Origin of the sequence: Stecheria intestinalis (assembly GCF_009696165.1) — a bacterium.
Taxonomy (GTDB): Bacteria; Bacillota_I; Bacilli_A; order Erysipelotrichales; family Erysipelotrichaceae; genus Bulleidia; species Bulleidia intestinalis.
Window position 1 is genome coordinate 1 of record NZ_VUMN01000039.1, and the last position, 21,122, is coordinate 21,122.

Consider the following 21,122-nt stretch of genomic DNA (forward strand, 5'->3'; position numbering starts at 1 on the left):
ATAGACAGTTCCTCCAGTTCTATCGTTAGATGGCAGTAATCTGGCTGATATCTAAATGTTAAAGGAAGAACCGTTTCAGATCTACTTAATGCAAGCCCTTTATAACTTCTTGTTCAGACATACTTAAAGCAATACCAGGGTTGCGTTAACTTTTACAAGTGAAGTAGCCTGGAAGAATCGCGAAAAAGTGCTTTGCAGAGCTTCCGTATTATGGTAGTATATTCCACGGCATCCCTTTTCATGCGGTTTTCATGTTGCAGGGATGTACTACTCACACAGTGGATTCATCATCCCGTGCATGTATCTTCCAGAAGGGGAGGATGGATGTTGATGGTGACGGAAGCTGTGGCGGAAAACAACGGAAAGCGAGGTAAATAAAAAATTATGACTGTTGTCTCCATGAGGAAAATGCTTGAGAATGGTGTTCATTTCGGACATCAGACTCGCAAATGGAACCCGAAGTTCCGCCCTTACATCTACACTGCTAAGAATGGCATCTACATCATCGATCTGCAGAAGACCGAAGAGCAGCTCGACAAGGCTTATGAAGCCCTGAAGAAGATCACTGAAGATGGCGGCAAGGTTCTGTTCGTAGGAACGAAGAAGCAGGCTCAGGCTCCGATTCTTGCTGAAGCACTGCGTTCCGGCAGCTTCTATGTCAACCAGAGATGGCTCGGCGGAACTCTGACGAACTTCCGCACGATTCAGAAGTCCATCAAGAAGCTCGTTGACATCGAAGAGATGGAATCCAGCGGAACAATCAGCGTCTATACGAAGAAGGAACAGGCTGTTCTTCTGAAGAAGAAGGACCGTCTGGAGAACTTCCTCGGCGGTATCAAGGAAATGAAGAAGCTCCCGGATGCACTGTTTGTTGTTGACCCGATTGAAGAGCACAACGCAGTTGCTGAAGCTCGCAAGCTGAACATCCCGGTCTTCGCTCTGATTGATACGAATGCAGATCCGAACATGGTCGACTATCCGATCCCGGCAAATGATGATGCTGTCCGTTCCATCACGCTGATGGTCGGCGTCATCGCTGATGCAATCTGCGAAGCTAAGGGCGGCGTTCTGGAGTTCGCTCACCAGGAAGATGAGACGGTTGCTGATATCTCCATGAAGGATGTCATGGTTGAAGTTGACCGTCAGGCAGCAGAGTATGAGAAGCGCAAGCGTCAGAGATATGAAGAGAACCGTGCAAAGATGCAGGCAGCAGGCGGACGCCGGTTCGACCGCGGCAATGGCCAGAATGGCGAGCGCCGTGTCTTCCGCAGAGACAACCGTTCCAACGGTGCTCCGCGTCCGGCAGCTTCTTCTGCTCCGGCAGCTGCCGCAACAGGCAAGGAGGAAACCAAGTAATGGCAATCACAGCTAGTCAGGTCAAAGAGCTCCGCGAAATTACCGGAGCCGGAATGATGGACTGCAAGAAGGCACTCGTTGCGACTGACGGTGACGTCAAGAAGGCAATCGACTGGCTTCGTGAAAAGGGCATCTCCAAGGCTGCCAAGAAGGAAGGCCGTACCGCTGCTGACGGACTGTCCAAGGTTGTTGTGAACGGCAACCGTGCAGTTATCGTCGAGCTTAACTCCGAGACGGACTTCGTTGCAAAGAACGAGAAGTTCCTCGGACTGCTGNATGACTGCGTCAATGCAATTATGAACAGCAATGTGAAGACGCTTGATGAAGCACTGGCTCTGAAGTCCGGCGAGGGAACCCTCAAGGATGAAATCATCAGCGCTACTGCAATCATCGGCGAGCACATCGCTCTGAGACGGTTCGCAATCGTTGAGAAGCAGGATGACGAGATCTTTGGAACCTATATGCACAACAACGGTGTCATCTCCGCTGTCTGCGTAGTCAAGGGAACTGCAGATGCTCAGATTGCCAAGAACATGGCAATGCAGATCGCTTCTATGTCCCCGAGCTATGTATCCCGCAAGGATATGCCGCAGGATATCGTGAACCACGAGCGTGAGATTCAGCAGCAGCTCGTCAGCAACGATGAATCCCTGGCTAACAAGCCGGAGAAGGTCAAGGCTGGCATCGTCGAAGGACGTCTGTCCAAGTCCCTGCAGGATATGTGCCTGGTTGACCAGATCTTCTTCCTCGATCCGGAGAAGAAGTGCGGGGAGTACCTCAAGGAAAACAATGCTGAAGTCGTTACCTTCGTGAAGTACAAGGTCGGTGAAGGCATTGAGAAGAAGGCAGAGAACTTTGCTGAAGAAGTCGCTGCCATGGCTAAGTAATCAATCAGTCACTTCTGAAACATGGTCTGTCATGGGCCATGTTTTTCTTTTGCCCTCAGGATAGGCTTCTGCAGTGCTTTTCCTGCGAGCTGATAATTCGTGGCAATCATGTGTAAGGGATCCCGGGTTCCTGGCAGTATGATGCGGAAACTCAGTTTCGAACGAATTCTGAAAAATGCCCTGGCTGGTGAAGTTCATCTTCAGATTCAGTGATTTTCATTCAGAAATTCAGCAGTGTTCAGCCTCTGATCACAGAGCGGTCTTATGATCTGCTTCGAAACAGGAGGAATGACATGAAACATCTGGCAAGGATCATCGGTTCTGTCACATTGGCACTGGTGCTTGCGGCAGGAAATGTTCTGGCAGAAGGAGATGGCGGTACGCCGCCGCAGAATGGCACAGCACCAGAGGGAACCCCGCCTTCCGCAGAATCCGGGAGCTTCAAAGCACCGGAAGGAGGTCAGCCTGGAAGCGGCGGAAGTGCTGCAGTAACGGAATGGTCTGCAGTAAAGGAATACTCGGAAGATACGGAAGAGGCCGATGGAACGTATGATTCTTCCGGAACGGATGAGAATGCCATTCATGTCAGCAGCGGCAATGCGGTCTTCAGCAATCCGACAATCATCCGGACAAGCTCTGACAGTGAGGGCGGTGATCCGTCGAGTTTCTATGGAGTCGGGGCAGCTTTGCTGGCGACGGGCGGAACGGCTTATGTCAGCGGCGGCACGATCACTACGGATGCGGATGGGGCGGCTGGCGCATTTGCCTATGACGAAGGCACGATCTATCTTGCCGGCACGACGATCCGTACTTCCGGCAATACCGCGGGCGGCATTCACGTGGCCGGGGGCGGAACGCTTTATGCCTATGATCTCGATGTGACTACCCAGGGTGAAAGCTCTGCCGCAATCCGGTCGGACCGGGGTGGAGGAACGATGGTAGTCGATGGCGGTTCCTATACGTCCAACGGAACCGGATCGCCAGCCGTGTATGTTACTGCTGATATCACGATCAGCGATGCAGATCTTACCGCAAACGGATCGGAAGGGGTCTGCATCGAGGGTCTGAATACCCTTCGTCTGTTTGACAGCAATCTGACCGCGAACATGCAGGACCTGGATCAGAATGACAGCACATGGTCAGTGATTCTGTATCAGTCGATGTCCGGAGATTCGGAGGTTGGAAATGCTTCGTTCTATATGATCGGCGGAACCCTGAATTCGAAGAACGGCGGACTCTTCTATACGACGAATACGGAGTCTGATTTCTATCTCAGGAACGTCGAGATCACTCAGAGTGAAGACGCGGAATACTTCCTGCGCGTTTCCGGCAATGCAAATTCGCGCGGCTGGGGTACCTCTGGTGCCAATGGTGCGCAGACGAACTTCACCGCAGACAGCCAGGAAATGAATGGCGATGTGGTCTGGGACAGCATTTCCGAACTGGATTTCTACATGGAAAATGGCTCGAGCCTGAGAGGTGCGATCTATGACGATGAGACTTATGCTGGCAATGGCGGAAGCGGCTATGCGAATGTCTATATCGATGGTTCTTCCGAATGGATTGTGACTGGGGATTCCACGGTCACGAATCTCTATAATGCCGGCTCTGTCATTGATCCTGATGGAAAGACTGTTTCCATTGTCGGAAGTGACGGTATCGTCTATGTGCAGGGGGACAGCAGCTATACGATCACGGTGACTTCTTATTCGGAGAATCCGGATTTCAGCAGCGCGCTGACTTCGCTCAGCTATGAGGACTACGCTGAACCAATGCCGGAAAAGATCGGTACCAGCACTGCAGCGGCCACCATGGAAGAAGAGACTTCTGCACCGGAAGAGCCGATGGCAGAGGAGTCTCAGAAGAGTTCTGAAGATTCCGAGGATTCCCTTTCTGCAACTGCGGCAGTTCTGGCGGTATCGGCGGCTCTGTGCGTGGCCTTGATTCTGGTGCTGCACCACAGAAACAGAGAATAAATTGCATTTCTGGTCATTCTTCTTGAAAGTATTCTGAAATCTGCTACCATAACAGCGCACAGTAAATCAGCAAAACCCCGGAAACGAGGCGACGCAAAGCTATAGGGCCTGTAAGATGGCAGCCAGTTGCAGCAGATCAGAAAAGAGAGCTGAAGAGATTTCTGTCAGCTCTTTTTTTGCGGGAGGATTTGTTTTGAAAAACAGAAGAAGCTTATTTCTGAAGCAGTTTATGAAATCCCTGGAAGAGCCCTGGATCGGGGAACAGAATCAGGACACGGTCAATGATCTGAATGAGCGCTCTGCCAGGATTTTTCTTGCGCTCGGCGGGTTCATTTCAGTTGTTTATTTCTTTATTGAGACGTTTCTGCGGAAGGATTGGAGACTTTTTCTTTCTGCATTGCCGTTTCTGTATCTGGCGGCCGCTTCAGCGGTATTCTGCTGGATGATGCCGGACAGGAGAAAGAAGGCTACCAGGATTGTCTATGTTCTGGAAGCTCCGCTGCTTCTGTTTTCCATTTATGTTGGCACTTCTGTGACGCGGTCGGATGCGGCGTTCTCGTTTTTTCCGCTGATCATCGGACTTCCTCTGATCATCCTGGACCGGCCGAAGACTCTGTTCCGATTTGTCGGGAGCATGTTCGGAGTATTTCTGATTTCGGCCTGGATGTTCAAGCCGAAGGAGATTCTGATGACCGATCTGCTGCATGCGGCACTCTCCCTCGTCTTCGCCATTTCTCTGGATGCGTTTGTGCTGAGCAGCCGGATTGATCTTCTGAAGGCTTCCGTGATGTTCCGGCAGGAAAGCGAGCATGACCCGCTGACTGGCATCTACAATCGCCGCGGAGCAGACCGGATCCGGGAATTTCTGTCTGATCAAAGAGCAGGGATGTTCCTGGAGATCGATGTGGATCATTTCAAGGGGCTGAACGATCAGTTCGGGCATGATACCGGAGACCTCGTTCTGGAAAAGGTCTCCGGGGTTCTGAGGAATTCCTTCCGCAGCACGGATATTGTGATGCGTACGGGCGGAGATGAGTTCGTGGTCTATGCGCCGGGAATCTGGAGCCGGGCAAGGGCAGAAGAAAAGCTTGCGGCAATGGAACAGGAAGTTCAGAAGATCTCCGTTTCTTCCGTGCCGTCCGGTCTTGTGACGATTTCAGCGGGATGTGTGATCAATGGTGGGTCCTATCTGAATTTTGATGACCTCTTCCGGGCTGGGGATCAGATGCTGTATGAAGCCAAGCGCAAGGGCAGAAACCGCTGGTGCATCAAAGCTTCTGATTCCGCATTCTGACCCGATGATTCCGGTTTCCGGATCCTGCTGGAAAAGGTATACTAATAAGCAGAAAAGAGGTGCCGGATGAAGTATAAGCGTCTTGGAGAAATGCTGGTTGATGTAGGAGCCATCAGCGATAATCAGCTGAAGGAGGCACTTGCTGGACAGAAGGAAACCGGAGAAAGACTTGGCACTTATCTTGTCAGCCATCATTACATTACGGAAGATCAGCTGGTGCGCATTCTGCAGATGCAGTTGGGCATCGATTTCATCGATCTGAATAAAGTCAAGATAGATCCTGCGCTGGTCAGCCTGGTGCCGAGAAATCTGGCAAAGCAGTACCGCGTGGTTCCGGTGAAGCTGGATAAGGATTCCCTGTATCTGGCCATGGAAGATCCGCTGAACTTCATGGCAATTGAAGCCGTCAAGAATGCTTCGCACAAGCGGATCATCCCGATGATTGCCTATTCGAGTTCCATGGACCGGGCGCTCTCGGTCTTCTATGAGAACGAAGGCGCTGCCAAGGCCATGGAAGAGATGAAGGAAGAGCAGGGCGTGTCAACCACGGTCGAAGAAGCTGCTGACGTGATGAACAGCGATGAGATCAATGCTGCTCCGACCGTCAAGCTCGTCAATTCCATCATCGAGCGCGGCATCGTTGAGAAGGCTTCGGATATTCATGTGGAGCCTAGAGAAGATGAGATGGTCGTGCGGATCCGGGTTGACGGACGTCTGAATGAGATCCTGACCATTCCGAAGGAGCTGCAGGCTGCAGTCATTTCCCGGTTCAAGGTCATGGGCGGCATGAATATTGCGGAGCGGAGAATTCCGCAGGATGGCCGTGCGGTCGTGCATCGCAGCAGCGGCGATATTGATCTGCGTCTGAGTTCTCTTCCTACCATCTACGGCGAGAAGATCGTGATCCGTCTGCTTACCAGAGATCAGAATATTCTGAACTGGAAGGGCATCGGCATCACGGAAGAAGATCACCCGAAGTATGAGCGTCTTCTGATGAATACGTCCGGGGTCATTCTGATTGTCGGTCCTACCGGTTCCGGCAAGACGTCTACGCTCTATACGATGATCAATGATCTGAAGAATGATTCCGTGAACATGATTTCTCTGGAAGATCCGGTTGAATTCCAGATTGACGGCATCACTCAGGTTGCCATCAACGAGAAGGTCGGACTGACCTTTGCGAGTGCTCTTCGTGCATGTCTGCGGCAGGATCCTGATATCATCTGCGTCGGCGAAATCCGTGACGGGGAAACGGCTGAGATTGCCATGCGGGCAGCTATGACTGGCCATCTTGTTCTTTCTACCATCCATACGGAAGATGCGTTCTCCGCCATTGACCGTCTCAAGGATATGGGCGTAGAACCGTATCTGATCGGCGGAGCAGTGCGGGGTATCATCTCGCAGCGCCTGGTCCGCCGGATCTGCCCTGACTGCCGCGAGGAATATGCCCCGGATCCGGAGCTGATCAGGTATGCAGGAATCCGGAATCCGCAGCAGATGCATTTCTATCATGGCCGCGGCTGCCATCATTGCTTTGAGAGCGGCTATCGCGGAAGAATCGGTGTCTTTGAGATTCTGCCGATCAATGCGGCATTAAGAGATGTGATCGCCTCTGGCATCACCGGAACGAAGCTGCGTGAGATGGTCATGAAGCAGGGATTCACGCCGATGATTGCCAATGGCAGAAAGCTTGTCGAGGAGGGAGTCACAACGGTGGATGAGCTGGTCCGCACGGTTGTGACCCTGGAATAATCTATGTCGTTTCTGGAAGAACTCACTGCTCAGGCGGCTGAGCAGAATGCAAGCGATATTCATCTTGCCTCGGGCTTGGCGCCGCGCTTCCGCATTGACGGACAGCTTTGCTCAGCGATGGAGCGGGTGCTTAGTGCGGAAGAATGCACGGCGATTGCCGAAGAGCTGGCTGGAGCTGAGTTTGATGCGATCCGCAAGCGTGGAGAGCTTGATCTTGCAAAGACGATTTCCGCCCGCCGGGTGCGTGTGAATATCTATCATACCCGCGGCACCATCAGCATTGCCCTGCGTATTCTTGCAGATCGGATTCCGAAGATCTCTGATCTTGGCCTGCCGCCGGCAGTCAGCATGTTTCCTTCGTATCAGAAGGGCATCGTGCTGGTGACTGGCGAGACGGGTTCCGGCAAGAGCACGACGCTTGCGGCAATCCTGAATGAAATCAACCATACGCGCAATGAGCACATCATCACGCTGGAAGACCCGATTGAATACGTGTATGAACCGGATCGGTGTCTGATCTCGCAGCGTGAGATCGGAACAGATACGGATTCCTATGCCGATGGATTAAGGGCGATTCTGAGAGAAGACCCGGATATCATTCTGATCGGCGAGATGCGGGATGCGGAGACGATTGAGACTGCTTTGACGGCAGCCGAGACCGGCCATCTGGTATTTGCGACCCTGCATACCAACAGCGCTGCCGATAGCATCGACCGGATCATCGGCGCGTTCTCAGCGGCTCGTCAGCCGGAAATCAGAATGCAGCTGAGTACAGTTCTGATGGCGGTGCTTTCCCAGCAGCTCTTAGTCAGAAGAGGAGGCCATGGCAGAGCATGTGCCTGCGAAGTGATGATTGCGACCCCGGCAATCCGCAATCAGATCCGGGAGGGAAAGACTCCGCAGATGGAGTCTTCGATTCTCACTTCTGCAAAAGAGGGGTCTCTGACGATGGATCACTGTCTCATTCAGATGGTGAAGAACGGGGTCATTGATCTCGATACTGCCTCTTCAGCGGCCAGAAAGCCGGAGAATATCGCTTCTGCATTCGGCAGTATGCGGAGTTCTTCTGAGTACAGGAGGATCTGAATATGCAGACATACCGATATACTGCAGTCTCTGCCAAAGGAGCCAGAGTCACCGGCGTGGTGGAAGCTCAGGATGAATACGCTGCGGTCACGAGAATCAGGCAGAGCTATCCGATCATCGAGAAGATTACAGAAGTAAAGCCCGCGAAACAGTCCTTTCTGAACAAGGACATCGGCACGGTGAAGATCGATGAGAAAGCGCTGTCTGTCATGTGCTCGCAATTCTCGACAATTCTGCAGGCCGGGGTTGATATCTCTTCTGCGATGGGGATGATTGCCCAGCAGACTCAGGACAAGAGGCTCAGAGCTATGCTGGAATCGTCCGCAAAGGATGTGGCAGGCGGTTCTTCGATCGCTTCTTCGATGCAGAAGAATCTGCCTCAGCTTCCGATCACGTTCATTGAAACGATCCGGGCAGGGGAACAGTCCGGTACTCTGGAAGATTCCTTTGCGACCATGCAGAAGTATTACGAAAAGAACTACAAGCTGAAGCAGAGAGTCCGGCAGGCACTCTCTTATCCGATCTTTGTCGTCGTACTGGCAATCGTTGTGCTGATGGTGGTCATGATCAAGGTCATTCCGACCATGACTGAGGTATTCAGCAGTCTGGGCGGGGAACTTCCGCTGATGACCAGAATCATGATTGATATTTCAGAGTTCTTCTCGAAGTGGTGGATCCTGATCCTCCTGGTGATCGCTGCTCTGATCATCTTATTCCAGCTCTGGACGCATTCTGAAAAAGGGAGGATGAAATGGGCTATTCATCAGCTGCATAGCCGCATCACCGGAAAGATCCATATGTACACCGGATGCGCAAGTTTTGCGACCACGATGTCAGCTCTCCTTCAGGCGGGTCTGCCGCTGACTTCTTCTCTGAAAACGACCGCAAAAGTCCTGGATAACTACAAGCTATCCAGAGCAACCGAAGAGCTTTCCGAGAAGGTTGCCACCGGCATGAAACTCGGAGATGCCATGAGAAAAGCGGACATATTCCCCCAGACACTGACTGAAATGACTGCCATCGGAGAGAATACCGGTGAACTTGAGAAGACCCTGCAGACGACAGGAGAATACTATACCAACGAGGCAAATGCGGCGATGACCGATGCCATCAACAAACTGGAACCGACGCTTCTGATTGCCCTGGCAATCTTTGCCGGCTTCATCGTCATTTCGATCTATCTCCCGATGTTCACGATGTACAACCTGATGTAGTGCTTCAGATTCATCCCATGTGTGTTTTCAGAAGCTCGAAATTGTCGCTTTTTCGAGCTTGATGGACCTTGAAAAGGAATTGAAACATGATAATGTTATTGATGTCAGAACTGCTTGGTAACAGNCGGCTGAACTTGTTCAAATGAAAGAGGGTAGACTTTATGAAAAAGATTCGTACTAACAAGAAAGGATTCACACTCGCAGAACTTCTCATCGTAGTAGCTATCATCGGTGTTCTTGTGGCAATCTCGATTCCGATCTTCACAGGACAGCTCGAGAAGGCAAGAGAGGCTACAGATGCCGCAAATATTCGTGCCGCATATGCTGCTGTTTCAACAGATGTACTTCTGGATCCTCAGGCAAATGATACGGCAAATAATATTACATATAGTTCGGCCGATAAGACGTATACTGCTACGGTAACTGCTGTTCAGACTGAACCTGATTGGCAGACAGCTAGCTTGAAAGAAGGCAAAATTGGCGGTCAGACCGTTGCTGCCCAGACCAAGGGTAAAACTTGGACTATCACAGGCGATGTGGCATCTGGAAAAGTCACAATTGAAGCAAAATAACAATTGTTAAATACAAATCAGAGAAATTGTGTCCCTCATCCTCGTGATGAGGGATTTTGATTATAAAGAAACCCTCCAGATTGCTCCGGAGGGCAGTGAATTCAATATTTTTTGTTGTAAAGCTGTTAATTCGTCGCTTGTGTTACGGTTACGACACCTGCATCAGTAACCGTAACTGTAAATGCTTTTCCCTTCGTCACTGAGAATGTAGAATAATCAGTAAACCACGAAGGTGCACTTGCTACTTTGTCAAAATTCCTGGTACTCTGAGCCGGTGCAGTATTCTTTGCGACACTAGTTTTATCATCTGTCAAAAGTTCAGCAGATGCCTCTGCGTAAGCACTTCTGATATTAGCCAGATCAGTAGCCTCTCTCGCCTTCTCCAGCTGCGATGTAAAGATCGGGAATCGAGATCGCCACCAGCACACCCTTGAGGCATGTATTCGAGACCTGCTCTGTACTATTATGCGCGCCTGTCCTTCGCTTGTAATGACCCTGGACTATTGCGCAGAATGAGGCCATTTTCCGCAGATTTCGGAACCTGCGGGCGTAATATAAGAATGTGGTTCATCAGCCCATAGGGAGACGACCGGGACGGACCACCTGACCTGCAATTTTCAACGTGCACATTTGCGCATAATGAGGTCGTTTTCCGCAATTTTAAGAACCTGTGGGCGTTATTATGAGAGGGGAGTGATGCATTCTATGAAAAAGAATAAGAACGGCTTTACATTAGCGGAGCTCCTCATCGTGGTCGCCATTATTGGAGTACTCGTGGCGATATCCATCCCGATTTTCAATAATCAGCTAAGGAAAGCAAGGCTTGCTACGAATCAAGCAAATGCAAGAGCGGCTTATGCGGCGGCAATCGCGGAATATATCTCCCTGGGTGAGCCGCAGCCGGCAAGTAAGTGGGGGTTCAGTTATGATGTATCAACAGGTAAGGTCACAGCGTATGAAGATTATACGAAAAATAAGCCGTCAGATGGATTTGGACCTGCGATTTGGAAACCGGAATACTTAAATATTGAGAGCTGGAAAGATATTGCTTTTGATGAGAAGCAATACAGTTCTTTTTACAATAAAGTTAAGACAACATGGACATTTGTATTAAACAATGACGGAAGTATCAGCGTTATTTATTATAAGCCATAGCATAATGCCATTACGAATGGATGTTTTTGCGTGACTAATTTATAGAGGAGGAATGCGGGATGAAGGAAAAACAGAATAATGGCTTTACATTAGCGGAACTCCTCATTGTTGTTGCCATAATCGGAGTACTGGTGGCGATATCCATCCCGGTTTTCGCAAAACAGAAACTGAAAGCACAGGAGGCTGTTGATAAGGCTAATCTTCGTGCCGCCTATGCAGAAGTGATGGCAGCTGCTGCATCTGATCCGGATCACTCGTGGTATGTTCCTGTGAAGATGACTCATCAGGGACAGGGTAATAACGGAAATGTCCACAGACAGTTTGCACTTGCAGGAAATGATGAAACGATTGGCGGTGGCATCAAAACCTTAGGAATAAACCGTCCGGAAGGGAACAGCAGAACTCTATTTGTTGTTCTCTATACGTCAAAAGCGTTAAACCAAATGCATGGACATAGTTTATGGAATGATAACTATGGGTATTATTTGGAACGCGAGTATGGAATAACAAATAGTTCAGATACAGAATATATCGAAAACCCCAAAATAGTTATAGCAATGGGAACTGCAAGTGGCACATATGAGCGCGATCTGAAAAAAGCTGAATGATTTAATCGGGCAAGGACATGAAGTATAAAAATGAGGTGCTCACAGATGAAGAGGAAACAGAATAAAGGCTTCACCCTTGCAGAGCTCCTCATCGTGGTTGCCATCATTGGAGTGCTTGTTGCAATATCCATACCGATCTTCAATAATCAGCTAAGGAAAGCAAGGCTTGCTACGAATCAAGCAAATGCAAGAGCTGCTTATGCAGCATGGGTTGCCCAGTATATTGACGAGGGAATGCCGCAAGGAGTGAGGTATTATACTTATCATACTTCGACTGGAAAGCTGGAGAACATGGGAGCCATCAATTTCGGATGCGCGGTCAGCAGAGACTGGTATGCAAATGATCCGATTACGGATATTTCCGAATGGAAAATAGGGACCCACGCGAATATCACCGATCGTACGCTGGGATCTGATGTCTATGAGTACTGGCAGATGCAGGTCATAGATGGGAAAGTGATGGCTTATTATGCGCTGCGCAATCCGGCAAAGCATTATTAGGAAGGCTGCACCTGGGGTGAGAAATATGCATGTGATACACAGTATACCAGCGTATTGAAAGCTTTAGCAGACGGTAAGGAATCGCAATATGAACAAAAATAGATGCGATGATCACAGATGAAGAAAGGTTACAAGGCCCTAACATTCCTTGACCTCTTCATCATGACTGCAATCATCGGAGTACTTGTCGTCACCAGTATTTCAATCATCAGTCCAGGAAAGCAAAGCTTATAATGAAAATAGGGGGCAAGATTATAGCAAGATAGCGATCGGAGGTGAACACAACATGAGGAAAGAAGAAAACAAAGGATTCACTCTTGCGGAACTTTTAATCGTAGTAGCAATAATTGGAGTACTCGTTGCAATATCCATCCCGATCTTCAGTAAGCAGCTGGAGAAGGCAAGGGATGCAACATCCGTTGCTAATTTGAGATCTGCGTATGCTGAGGCGATGGCAGAATATTTAAACCCAGATCTATCTTTGAAAAAAAGGAAGGGGCTAGTGATTAAAGATAGTAATGGTAATATTACGATGTCTGTTAATTTTGAGTCGGAGACGTCATCAACCATTACTAGTATAGTTGTTTATAATGTTGATATAGAGAGCAAGAAAAGCAATAATTGGTCTGGCCTAGGGAATAATCTGCCATTTTATAGCACTTTTAAGACATTTCCGCAATCTCATGGCGACCCCGGAAAATCTGGCAAAGTAAAAGTCACATTCACATATGATGAGGATGGAAATATTACGGAAACGCGACTGACGGATCAATCGTGAGGATTCATTGAATGCACAACAGGCAATAAGAAATATCAAGAAAAAGCGGACATGCTTACTTTGAACGAGAATCGGAGAACACAATGGATTTAGAAGATTTCACAGATAAAGAACAGAAACAAATCAACGCCGGCCTTTCCACTGCTGAGATCAGTGATAAAGAGGCCGTTGACAAGATCCTTGCTCTCGTCCCGCAGGAGTGGATCAAGAAGATCCCCTTCTTTGTGAGAAAGCACGCAACGACGAAAACCATCGAGCGGATCGCCAATCAATATCCTGAGCTGTATGCAGTCGCAAAGAATCCAGGAGAACTGCCGGAAAAAGAGCGTGAAGAGCTTCGAACGATCATCACGGATATCTTCAAAGAGAAGATGAACAAGCACAATATCAAATAATAATCATCATAAGTGATCGTTATAGGTAATCAGCGTAGTATGAAGGCAATGTGACATAAGCACGGGACTTTCGGTAATAAGGCAAAGGGCTGTTAGAGGGATGGTTGATGAGAAAACGGAATAAAGGTTTTACATTAGCAGAACTCCTGATCGTGGTTGCCATCATCGGAGTGCTGGTGGCCATCAGTATTCCGATTTTCAGCAGGCAGCTGGAGAAGAGCAGGGATGCGGTATCCGTGGAAAATATCAGAAGCGATGAACTATGCGCTCGAATATAATGGCTATCCAGTAGCAAAGAACCCTTCATATTACACAGATGGAAAAAATAAAATCTATGTCGATGGGTCGGGCTATGTATCTGCAGTGGTGATGCCCATCACGATCAAGAGCCGTGAAGCAGATAACTGGAGCGGACTGGCAGAGAATCTGCCGTTTGTCCTGCTTGGAAACAGCGTGACGAAGAGCTTTGAGGGCGGAGATGATGGCAAGGAATCCTTATCATATCGCTACTGGTATATCGAATTTGAGTTCAAGTCGAAGTCGGAAGGGGAACTGAAGGATGCACTGATCTGGCATTCCGGAACTTGATTCTTCTGATGATCAGTGAAATGCTAGAGGCATGATGATCTGATGTTCCATCAGGCATCTGTCTCCTTTTTTTGTAATGTATGGGGGACATCGGAGGGGTCCGATCAGCGGTCCCGTTCCTTTTCGAGAGAGGGACAGCAGTCTCTGATTGCGGATGGGGTTTTCGCAGGCAATGAATCAGCAGTAAGGAGTAAAGCAAGTGGATACAGCAGATATAACAGAACAGCAGTTTCACGAGAAGGGACAGTATCAGCAGGACTTTGATCTGATTGAGGGCGGAATCTGCTTCGTTCTTGCGGATGGAAGCGAGCGAGTGGTCTTTGCAAACCGGAAAGCTGCCTGGCTCTATGAATGCGAGGATGCGGAATCCTTTCTGGAGTTCTGCGCCGGGAACTATCAGAATCTGATGGAGGAAGAGGATTACAGACCTCTCTCTCTGCTTTCTGCCGGGCATCCGGAGCATTTCCCGCTTTCGTTTCAGTATCGGACCAGATATGGTCATTTCCGCAAGGCACTCGGGGCAGGCACGCTGAGAGAAACCTCTTTCGGAAAGACCTACGTCCTTCTGATCGTGTCGGCAGAACAGATCACCAGCGATCTTGAAGGAAAAGATAAAACGGGTGTTCTTGGCATGCATGAATTCTTCGAGGAGGCATTCAGGCAGGCAGAAGACCGGCACTCTTTTCAAGAAATACGGGCATTCTGCCCCGTCAGCCTGGATCTGACCAGCTTTAAGGAATACAACCGGCTGTATGGCATGCAGCGGGGAGATCTTTGCCTGAAGAAAATTGCGGAAACCATCACTGCGTGTTTTCCGGGAGCACTGGTCGGCCATCTGACCGCGGATCATTTTGCGGCGCTGCTGCCATCTCAGGATCTGGAAGCAAAGCTGGAATCTGTATGCCGGGAAGTCAACAGCTATATCCATGACGATGGCATTCAGCTGAAGGCGGGAATCTATCTGCCTGGGGAAAAGGATTCGCTTCAGACGCTGAGGCATGCCTTTGATTCGGCTAAAATTGCCTGTGACAGCATCAAGAAAGATGGAAACCGCAGCATAGCGTTCTATAGCTCCTCAATGGGGGAAACCCTTGCCAATAAGAACTATGTGCTGCGCAATTTCGGCGAAGCACTGGAAAAGCATTATATCAAGGTGTTTTTTCAGCCGGTTATCCGGACCCTGAATGGAACCCTCAGCGGCTTTGAAGCACTGGCACGCTGGGAAGACCCGAAGCATGGGATGATCTTTCCGGATGTATTCATTCCGGTACTTGAAGATGCGCAGCTGATCCATCGCCTGGATCGCTATGTTCTGGAACAGGTATGCAGGATGCTCCGTGATCGCATGGATAACGGTCTGCCGCTCGTTCCGGTCTCCCTGAATCTTTCGGCATATGATTTTGATGCTGCAAATCCGCTCGATACCATTGAAAAAATGGTTCAGCAGTATCAGATTCCCAGAACGCTGCTTCATTTCGAGATTACCGAGCGGGTGATGTTCCGGAATCCGGCCACGATGGCAAAGACCGTTCAGCAGTTTCAGCAGGCGGGCTATCAGGTCTGGATGGACGACTTCGGAAGCGAATACTCCTCATTGAATCTGCTTCACAGCTATCACTTTGATGTGATCAAGATTGACATGGGCTTTTTCAGCCATTTCGATGTCCGCAGCAGACAGATCATCACTTCGGTCGTGACGATGGCCAGAATGCTAGGCATCCAGACCCTGGCAGAAGGAGTAGAAACCAAGGAGCAGGTCTCTTTCCTGAAGAAAATCGGATGCGGCCGGATCCAGGGCTACTACTATGGAAAACCGATGCGGTATGATGATACGTTTTCCTTCATGCAGCGCAAGGGTCTTCAGCTTGAGACTCCGGAAGAAGCCCAGCTGATGAATGCTGCGGAAAGTGTTGATGTCATCTCTGATACTCCGACGGCGCTGTTCTCCTTCGATGGAACGAATATCTCCCTCCTGCTGGAGAATGATGCCTACAAGAGGGAACTGAGGAGTACCGGAACCCAGGGCATGTCGGAAGCCAATGCGAATCTTGCGGACGCGGCTTATCCGTTCCGCGGAAGATTCCAGCAGCTGATGGGAAAAGCATTCAGCTCCAGGGCGCAGGAGACCCTGATCTATTCCGATCATGGCCAGTATATGCGGGTCAGCGTGCGCTGGGTTGCAGGAGACGAGCGATACTGGGTCGGAGAAGCCCATCTCTACAACATCAGCAACAATGAGGCGATGCACCAGGCAAAGACGCTGGACAGCACGCTGCGGGATATCTTCCAGTTCTATAAAGGGTTTTATCTGATCGAGCGCGGGAAAAAGGAAGTCTCGATCCTGCGGTCTGATCATCTGGAACTGAATGGCGGAAAGGTGCCTCATGCCATTCATGATTTTTTCAGCTATTTCTCGGAAAACCTGGTTTACCCGGATGATCGGCAGCGTTTTCTCGCATTCATCAGCCCTGAGAATGTAGAGGCAGAGGTGAAGCGCAGCGGCGGTGCTTCGGCGGCAGAGCTTCTGCGCATCAGAAGTGCGGATGGAACCTATCGCTGGGAAGTGTTCGAAGCCATGCTCATCTACAAGAGCACGACGAAGGATATCCTGCTCTGTGAGCGGGAGGATATCTGGGAGAGAAAGCGTGACAGGGATACCCTGCTGCCAAAGTTCTGCAGGTCGTTCGGATTATCAGAGAACGGGACGATCCGCCCGGAAGCCTCTATGGAAAGCAGCCTTTTCCGGATGCTCTGCAACTGTTCGCCGTATTTATTCTGCTGGGAAGACAGAGATGGCCGGATTCTCGGGGCAAGCAGGAAACTTCAGGAAGAGGAAGGGATACAGGATCCCTCAGAGTTCATCGGTAAAACGGAAAAAGAGATCGCCTGCCGCTTTGATGCGGATGGGCTGCGCCTGAATCAGGAAGAACTTGTGCTCTCAGGCGGAAGATTCCGGAACGTGAGAGCAGAACGCAGGCCATGGTATCGGGAAAAAGAAGTTGCGGGAACGCTGGTCATGCTGAACGGGATCAGTGAAGAAGCAGAAGATGAGGAATCCCGCCTGGGATTGCTGGATCAGGAGACAGGTTTTCTGAGTTTCCGCGGAGCGATCGAAGCCGGCTTGCTGTTTGCGGACCGCTACCGGCTGAAAGGAGAGGATTATATCGGATTGCTGATGGATGTTCCTGCTTTTTCAGCAGTCATGAGGGATCGAAATGAGGATGCAGAAACGATTCTGATGAAACTGTCGGAAACGCTGCGGAGCACCTTTACTCCGGGCTGGGCGATTGCAAGGATCGGTCTCTGCAGCTTTCTGTGCTTCAGCCAGCGCAGCTCTCTGAACAAAGCGGAGGAAAAGGTGGCGGCGGTCTCGGGAATTCTTCCGCAATTGTGGGGACAGCTCAGCATTCAGGCAAATCCAGTGCTGGCCCATGCTGTCGCATATGGGTCCGAGGTCAGGAGTCTGGATGAAATGCTTCAGCTTCTGATCCGGAGAATGAACAGTGCAGAACAGGAAACATTCGGAGAAAAGCCATATACCGGGGATCGCATTTCCGTCAGACGGGAAGTGCTTGACAGTCTGCCNGAACGCGTCATCGTCAGTGATCCGAAAACCTATGAACTGGTGTATCTGAACAAGGCTGCACGAAAAGATTCAGGAGTCGGGCCAGAGAGCAGCCTGAAGGGCTGCTTCTGCTACAGGACCCTGGAAGGGTTTGAGGAGCCATGCAGGGACTGCCCGAATCTGATGCTGCGGATGGATCGCGTGCTTGCTGCATCTCGTATGAATCATAAGACCGGAGAGAATCTGGTGATCCGTTCGTTTCTGACCACCTGGGAAAACCGCACCCTGAAGATTACCTTTGCCTTCAATCTGAATGAATACCTCAATACGCTGGCTGGAGACCGGGAACAGTATTATCAGCTGGTGCGTGAAAATGCTGCAATCTCCCGTGGAATCAAGGAAGCGGATCCGGAGAAAGCAATTGAGAAGACCATGCTGAGCATCGCCGAAGATCTGCATCCGGAGCGATTCCTCATCTTCGAGGAGCAGGATGACAGTTCCGTCAGTGCAACCTATGAGTGGACTGCAGCAGGGGTGGTTCCCCTGAAGGAGGAGCTGCAGAGCATTCCGCGGACCGAATTGCGGGCGCTGTATACCGGATTTGTTTCAGAGCATCTGGTCATGGTCCGCGATATGGAAGCATTCCAGCAGGAGCATCCTGATTTTTCCTTGAGAATCCATAATGTGAAGCGCTTTATCTCCGGACAGCTGCTGCTTCAGAATCAGGCAGAGGGCTTCACGCTGGTCGTGAATCCATCGGAAGAAAGCTTCCGGAGCGGAAGTGTCATGTATTCGACTCTGACGGACTTCATTGCGGTGATGGTCCGCAACCGGAACTACATCCGTGAGCTGGAAAAGCAGAGCATGATTGATCAGCTGACTGGCGCCGGCAACCGCAGGGCGCTGGAACAGCGGATTCAGGCATGGCAGGGCGAGGGCGTGCTGGGCGTGATCTCAATCGATCTGAATGGTCTGAAAAACACCAATGATTCAGAAGGCCATCATGCCGGAGACGTCCTGATCAGCGAAACGGCGCGGATTCTGATGGAATGTGCCGGTGCAGATTGCGTCTTCCGGACTGGCGGAGATGAGTTCATCGTGGTGACAGAAGATCTGGAGGAGCGTGACATCCGGCTTCTGATCCAGCATATGCAGGAAAGTGCAGAACTCAATGGCATCAGCATGGCCATCGGATTTGCCTGGACGCGCGGGAAAGTATCGGATTTTGATGCCTTGCTGACCAAGGCAGATTTTGCAATGTATCAGAATAAAGGGCACAGCTTCCGCAGAAGGCGGGAGGATTAATCAGGATCAAGAAGAAAAACAGGCAGAGGATTACTCAGTTATGGATATGCATGAGATGGATCAGTACATTGTCTCGCATCTGGATGAAGCATTGGCAAAGGGATGGATCTGCCCTTATTTTCAGCCGATTGTCCGTACGGTCACGAATTCTTTTTCCGGGGTCGAGGCCCTTGCTCGCTGGAATGATCCGCATTACGGGCTCCTGATGCCTGGTACCTTTGTTCCGGTTCTTGAAGAGACGGGGCTGATCTATAAAGTAGATTGCTTCATCCTGAAGAAAGCAGCAGAACTGCAGCGCAGCCGGATCGATGATGGTCTTCCCGTCGGGCTGATTTCAGTCAATCTGTCCCGGCAGGATTTTGAACAGATCGATATGGCTGCCTATGCGAAGCGTGTTCTGGATCAGTATCAGATCCGGCATGACCTGATTCCGCTTGAGCTGACTGAGAGCATGCTTGTCAGAGACAAGGAGAAGATGACCTCGATTGTCAGAGAGCTTCGCTCGGATGGGTTTTCGATCTGGATGGATGATTTCGGAAGCGGGTATTCTTCGCTGAGTTTTCTGAATGACTATACGCTGGATCTGATCAAGCTGGACATGGGGTTTCTGAAGTCGTTTTCCAATACCTCCAGGGAGATCATGAAGAGTTCCGTTCATCTGGCAAAGAATCTTGGCATACGGACGCTTTCAGAAGGAGTGGAGACAGCGGAGCAGGTGCGCTTTCTGAAAGAAATCGGATGCGACATGATGCAGGGATATTATTATTCAGAGCCTCTTTCAGAGCAGGACATGCCGGAATACCTGCGGCATATGGATCTTTCCTGGGAAGCAATCGAATGGAAGAAGTTCTATGACTGTGCAGATGCCTGCGCCACGGACAGCGATGTGCCGCGGGCAGTCATGGAGTATGACAGGAAGGATGACCAGATCCGCTATCTGTATCTGAATCGCCAGGAACAGGAACAGCTGCGCAGCATCGGCCGCGTTCACAGCGAAAATTCGGAATTTGTCCTGAATGTCAGGAATAATCCGCTTCATGACAGATTGCTGGAGTTTTATGAGCAGATGATCCAGACGGGCGAGCAGGCAGTTCTGTATGTGTCGGACAATTCCTTCTTTGTCCGCCTGGAGGGAAAACAGGTCGCCAGGCAGGAAGACCGATGCATTTTCCTGATGTCCATCGTCAATGTCACCGAAGAGAGGACCCAGAAGATCGGGGAAGTGCTCAGCAAATCTGTTTCCGATATCATGCTGCTGTTTGATGATGTGCATGTTCTGAATCCGGAACAGGATACCGCGGATAATCTGATCAACAACTTCGGCATCGAAGGCGGTCTGGCGGACCATGACCCGCTGCGCAGAGGCCTTCAGAGTTTCTGCACGCATATGATTTTCCCAGAGGATCAGAAGCGCTATGAGGCCTATGCGGACCCGGATACGATGATTGAACGGATCCGTAAGACTCCGGATGGGATCCTGCGCGATTATTTCCGTGTATTGCGTCCAGGCAAGGGTCACTATGTCTGGAAGGAATTCAATCTGCTGCTGGTTCCGGGTTCGGAAGAGCGGAAGGTTCTTTCCTGCATCAAGAATGCAGAGCCCTCTGCGGATGAAGAATTCCTGAAGAAAGAACTAGGAAAAGATATGGGTTCCCGGAGAAAAGGAGATTGAAATCATGAGCTATCCTCTGATCTTTTCTGATCTGATCTCGGTCGCCATCGTCCTGTATGTCTGGACAAGAATGTATCTGGACCCGATGCTGGAGCATCGGGCGGTGGCCCTGTTCCGGAACATCGGGATCACGCTGATTGCGACCGTGGTTCTGGATCATATCTGGGAGTATGCCTTCGAGATCACTTATGACTTCGTGCTTTCTATCCAGACGCTGACGGCGATTGCCAGCCTCGAGTTTCTCTGCGTTCCGATCTCATTCTTCTTTCGGAAAATTATGTTAATGTAGGTATAAGCTGCCTTATGCCCAGCTTTTTCTTATGCCCATGATTTATTAATTTCCGCATAGATGGCTGCGCTGTAGCTCCAATGATGTGGATAACATAATACAGTTCTGCATAATGAAAGTACCAATAGA

At 50.1% G+C, this 21,122-nt stretch carries 18 protein-coding genes and 1 riboswitch; all 18 genes read left to right on the plus strand.

Annotation, left to right across the window (positions count from 1 at the left end; all coding sequences use genetic code 11):
* Positions 1-384 precede the first annotated feature (384 nt).
* The 18 genes from rpsB to FYJ51_RS12110 all read left to right on the plus strand — a co-directional run bounded on the left by rpsB (position 385) and on the right by FYJ51_RS12110 (position 20,993).
* Positions 385-1,356: a 30S ribosomal protein S2 gene (gene rpsB, locus FYJ51_RS12025; protein WP_154505844.1), complete on the plus strand. Its 972-nt coding sequence runs from the start codon at positions 385-387 to the stop codon at positions 1,354-1,356.
* A complete protein-coding gene (tsf, locus tag FYJ51_RS12030) occupies positions 1,356-2,243 on the plus strand; it encodes a translation elongation factor Ts (RefSeq protein WP_154505845.1) in 888 nt (295 codons plus the stop codon). Before rpsB ends, tsf begins: the two co-directional genes overlap by 1 nt.
* 293 nt (positions 2,244-2,536) lie before the next feature.
* Positions 2,537-4,219, plus strand: coding sequence for a hypothetical protein (locus FYJ51_RS12035; protein WP_154505846.1), 1,683 nt, complete (start codon positions 2,537-2,539; stop codon positions 4,217-4,219).
* Between the two features lie 58 nt (positions 4,220-4,277).
* A riboswitch (cyclic di-GMP riboswitch) is annotated at positions 4,278-4,353 on the plus strand.
* A 59-nt stretch (positions 4,354-4,412) separates the two neighbouring features.
* On the plus strand, positions 4,413-5,513 hold the full coding sequence (locus FYJ51_RS12040) for a GGDEF domain-containing protein (RefSeq protein WP_205946324.1): 1,101 nt from the start codon (positions 4,413-4,415) through the stop codon (positions 5,511-5,513).
* Between the two features lie 66 nt (positions 5,514-5,579).
* Complete coding sequence (locus FYJ51_RS12045; protein WP_154505848.1) at positions 5,580-7,265, plus strand: GspE/PulE family protein; 1,686 nt, start codon at positions 5,580-5,582, stop codon at positions 7,263-7,265.
* 3 nt (positions 7,266-7,268) lie between these two features.
* The gene (locus FYJ51_RS12050) at positions 7,269-8,351 is read left to right on the plus strand and encodes a type IV pilus twitching motility protein PilT (protein WP_154505849.1); all 1,083 of its coding nucleotides are present in this window, start codon (positions 7,269-7,271) and stop codon (positions 8,349-8,351) included.
* 2 nt (positions 8,352-8,353) lie between these two features.
* Complete coding sequence (locus FYJ51_RS12055) at positions 8,354-9,565, plus strand: type II secretion system F family protein (RefSeq protein WP_154505850.1); 1,212 nt, start codon at positions 8,354-8,356, stop codon at positions 9,563-9,565.
* 161 nt (positions 9,566-9,726) lie between these two features.
* Positions 9,727-10,137: a prepilin-type N-terminal cleavage/methylation domain-containing protein gene (locus FYJ51_RS12060; RefSeq protein ID WP_154505851.1), complete on the plus strand. Its 411-nt coding sequence runs from the start codon at positions 9,727-9,729 to the stop codon at positions 10,135-10,137.
* A gap of 705 nt (positions 10,138-10,842) precedes the next feature.
* The gene (locus tag FYJ51_RS12065; protein WP_205946325.1) at positions 10,843-11,292 is read left to right on the plus strand and encodes a type IV pilin protein; all 450 of its coding nucleotides are present in this window, start codon (positions 10,843-10,845) and stop codon (positions 11,290-11,292) included.
* A 59-nt stretch (positions 11,293-11,351) separates the two neighbouring features.
* Positions 11,352-11,900 carry a type IV pilin protein gene (locus tag FYJ51_RS12070; RefSeq protein ID WP_154505853.1) on the plus strand — a complete coding sequence of 183 codons (549 nt, stop codon included), beginning with the start codon at positions 11,352-11,354 and terminating at the stop codon, positions 11,898-11,900.
* Positions 11,901-11,945: 45 nt separating this feature from the next.
* Positions 11,946-12,401 carry a prepilin-type N-terminal cleavage/methylation domain-containing protein gene (locus FYJ51_RS12075; protein ID WP_154505854.1) on the plus strand — a complete coding sequence of 152 codons (456 nt, stop codon included), beginning with the start codon at positions 11,946-11,948 and terminating at the stop codon, positions 12,399-12,401.
* A 286-nt stretch (positions 12,402-12,687) separates the two neighbouring features.
* Positions 12,688-13,179 (plus strand): type IV pilin protein, encoded by a 492-nt coding sequence (locus FYJ51_RS12080; protein WP_154505855.1) that lies wholly within the window; start codon positions 12,688-12,690, stop codon positions 13,177-13,179.
* An 83-nt stretch (positions 13,180-13,262) separates the two neighbouring features.
* Positions 13,263-13,574: a hypothetical protein gene (locus FYJ51_RS12085; RefSeq protein ID WP_154505856.1), complete on the plus strand. Its 312-nt coding sequence runs from the start codon at positions 13,263-13,265 to the stop codon at positions 13,572-13,574.
* 107 nt (positions 13,575-13,681) lie between these two features.
* Positions 13,682-13,852 carry a type IV pilin protein gene (locus FYJ51_RS12090; RefSeq protein WP_154505857.1) on the plus strand — a complete coding sequence of 57 codons (171 nt, stop codon included), beginning with the start codon at positions 13,682-13,684 and terminating at the stop codon, positions 13,850-13,852.
* Entirely contained in the window at positions 13,830-14,162 is a 333-nt protein-coding gene (locus FYJ51_RS12095) for a hypothetical protein (protein ID WP_154505858.1), read from the plus strand. Before FYJ51_RS12090 ends, FYJ51_RS12095 begins: the two co-directional genes overlap by 23 nt.
* 631 nt (positions 14,163-14,793) lie before the next feature.
* The gene (locus FYJ51_RS12100; RefSeq protein ID WP_235897289.1) at positions 14,794-19,032 is read left to right on the plus strand and encodes an EAL domain-containing protein; all 4,239 of its coding nucleotides are present in this window, start codon (positions 14,794-14,796) and stop codon (positions 19,030-19,032) included.
* Between the two features lie 40 nt (positions 19,033-19,072).
* Complete coding sequence (locus FYJ51_RS12105) at positions 19,073-20,704, plus strand: EAL domain-containing protein (protein ID WP_154505860.1); 1,632 nt, start codon at positions 19,073-19,075, stop codon at positions 20,702-20,704.
* Positions 20,705-20,708: 4 nt separating this feature from the next.
* Positions 20,709-20,993 carry a hypothetical protein gene (locus tag FYJ51_RS12110; protein ID WP_154505861.1) on the plus strand — a complete coding sequence of 95 codons (285 nt, stop codon included), beginning with the start codon at positions 20,709-20,711 and terminating at the stop codon, positions 20,991-20,993.
* Positions 20,994-21,122: the final 129 nt, after the last annotated feature.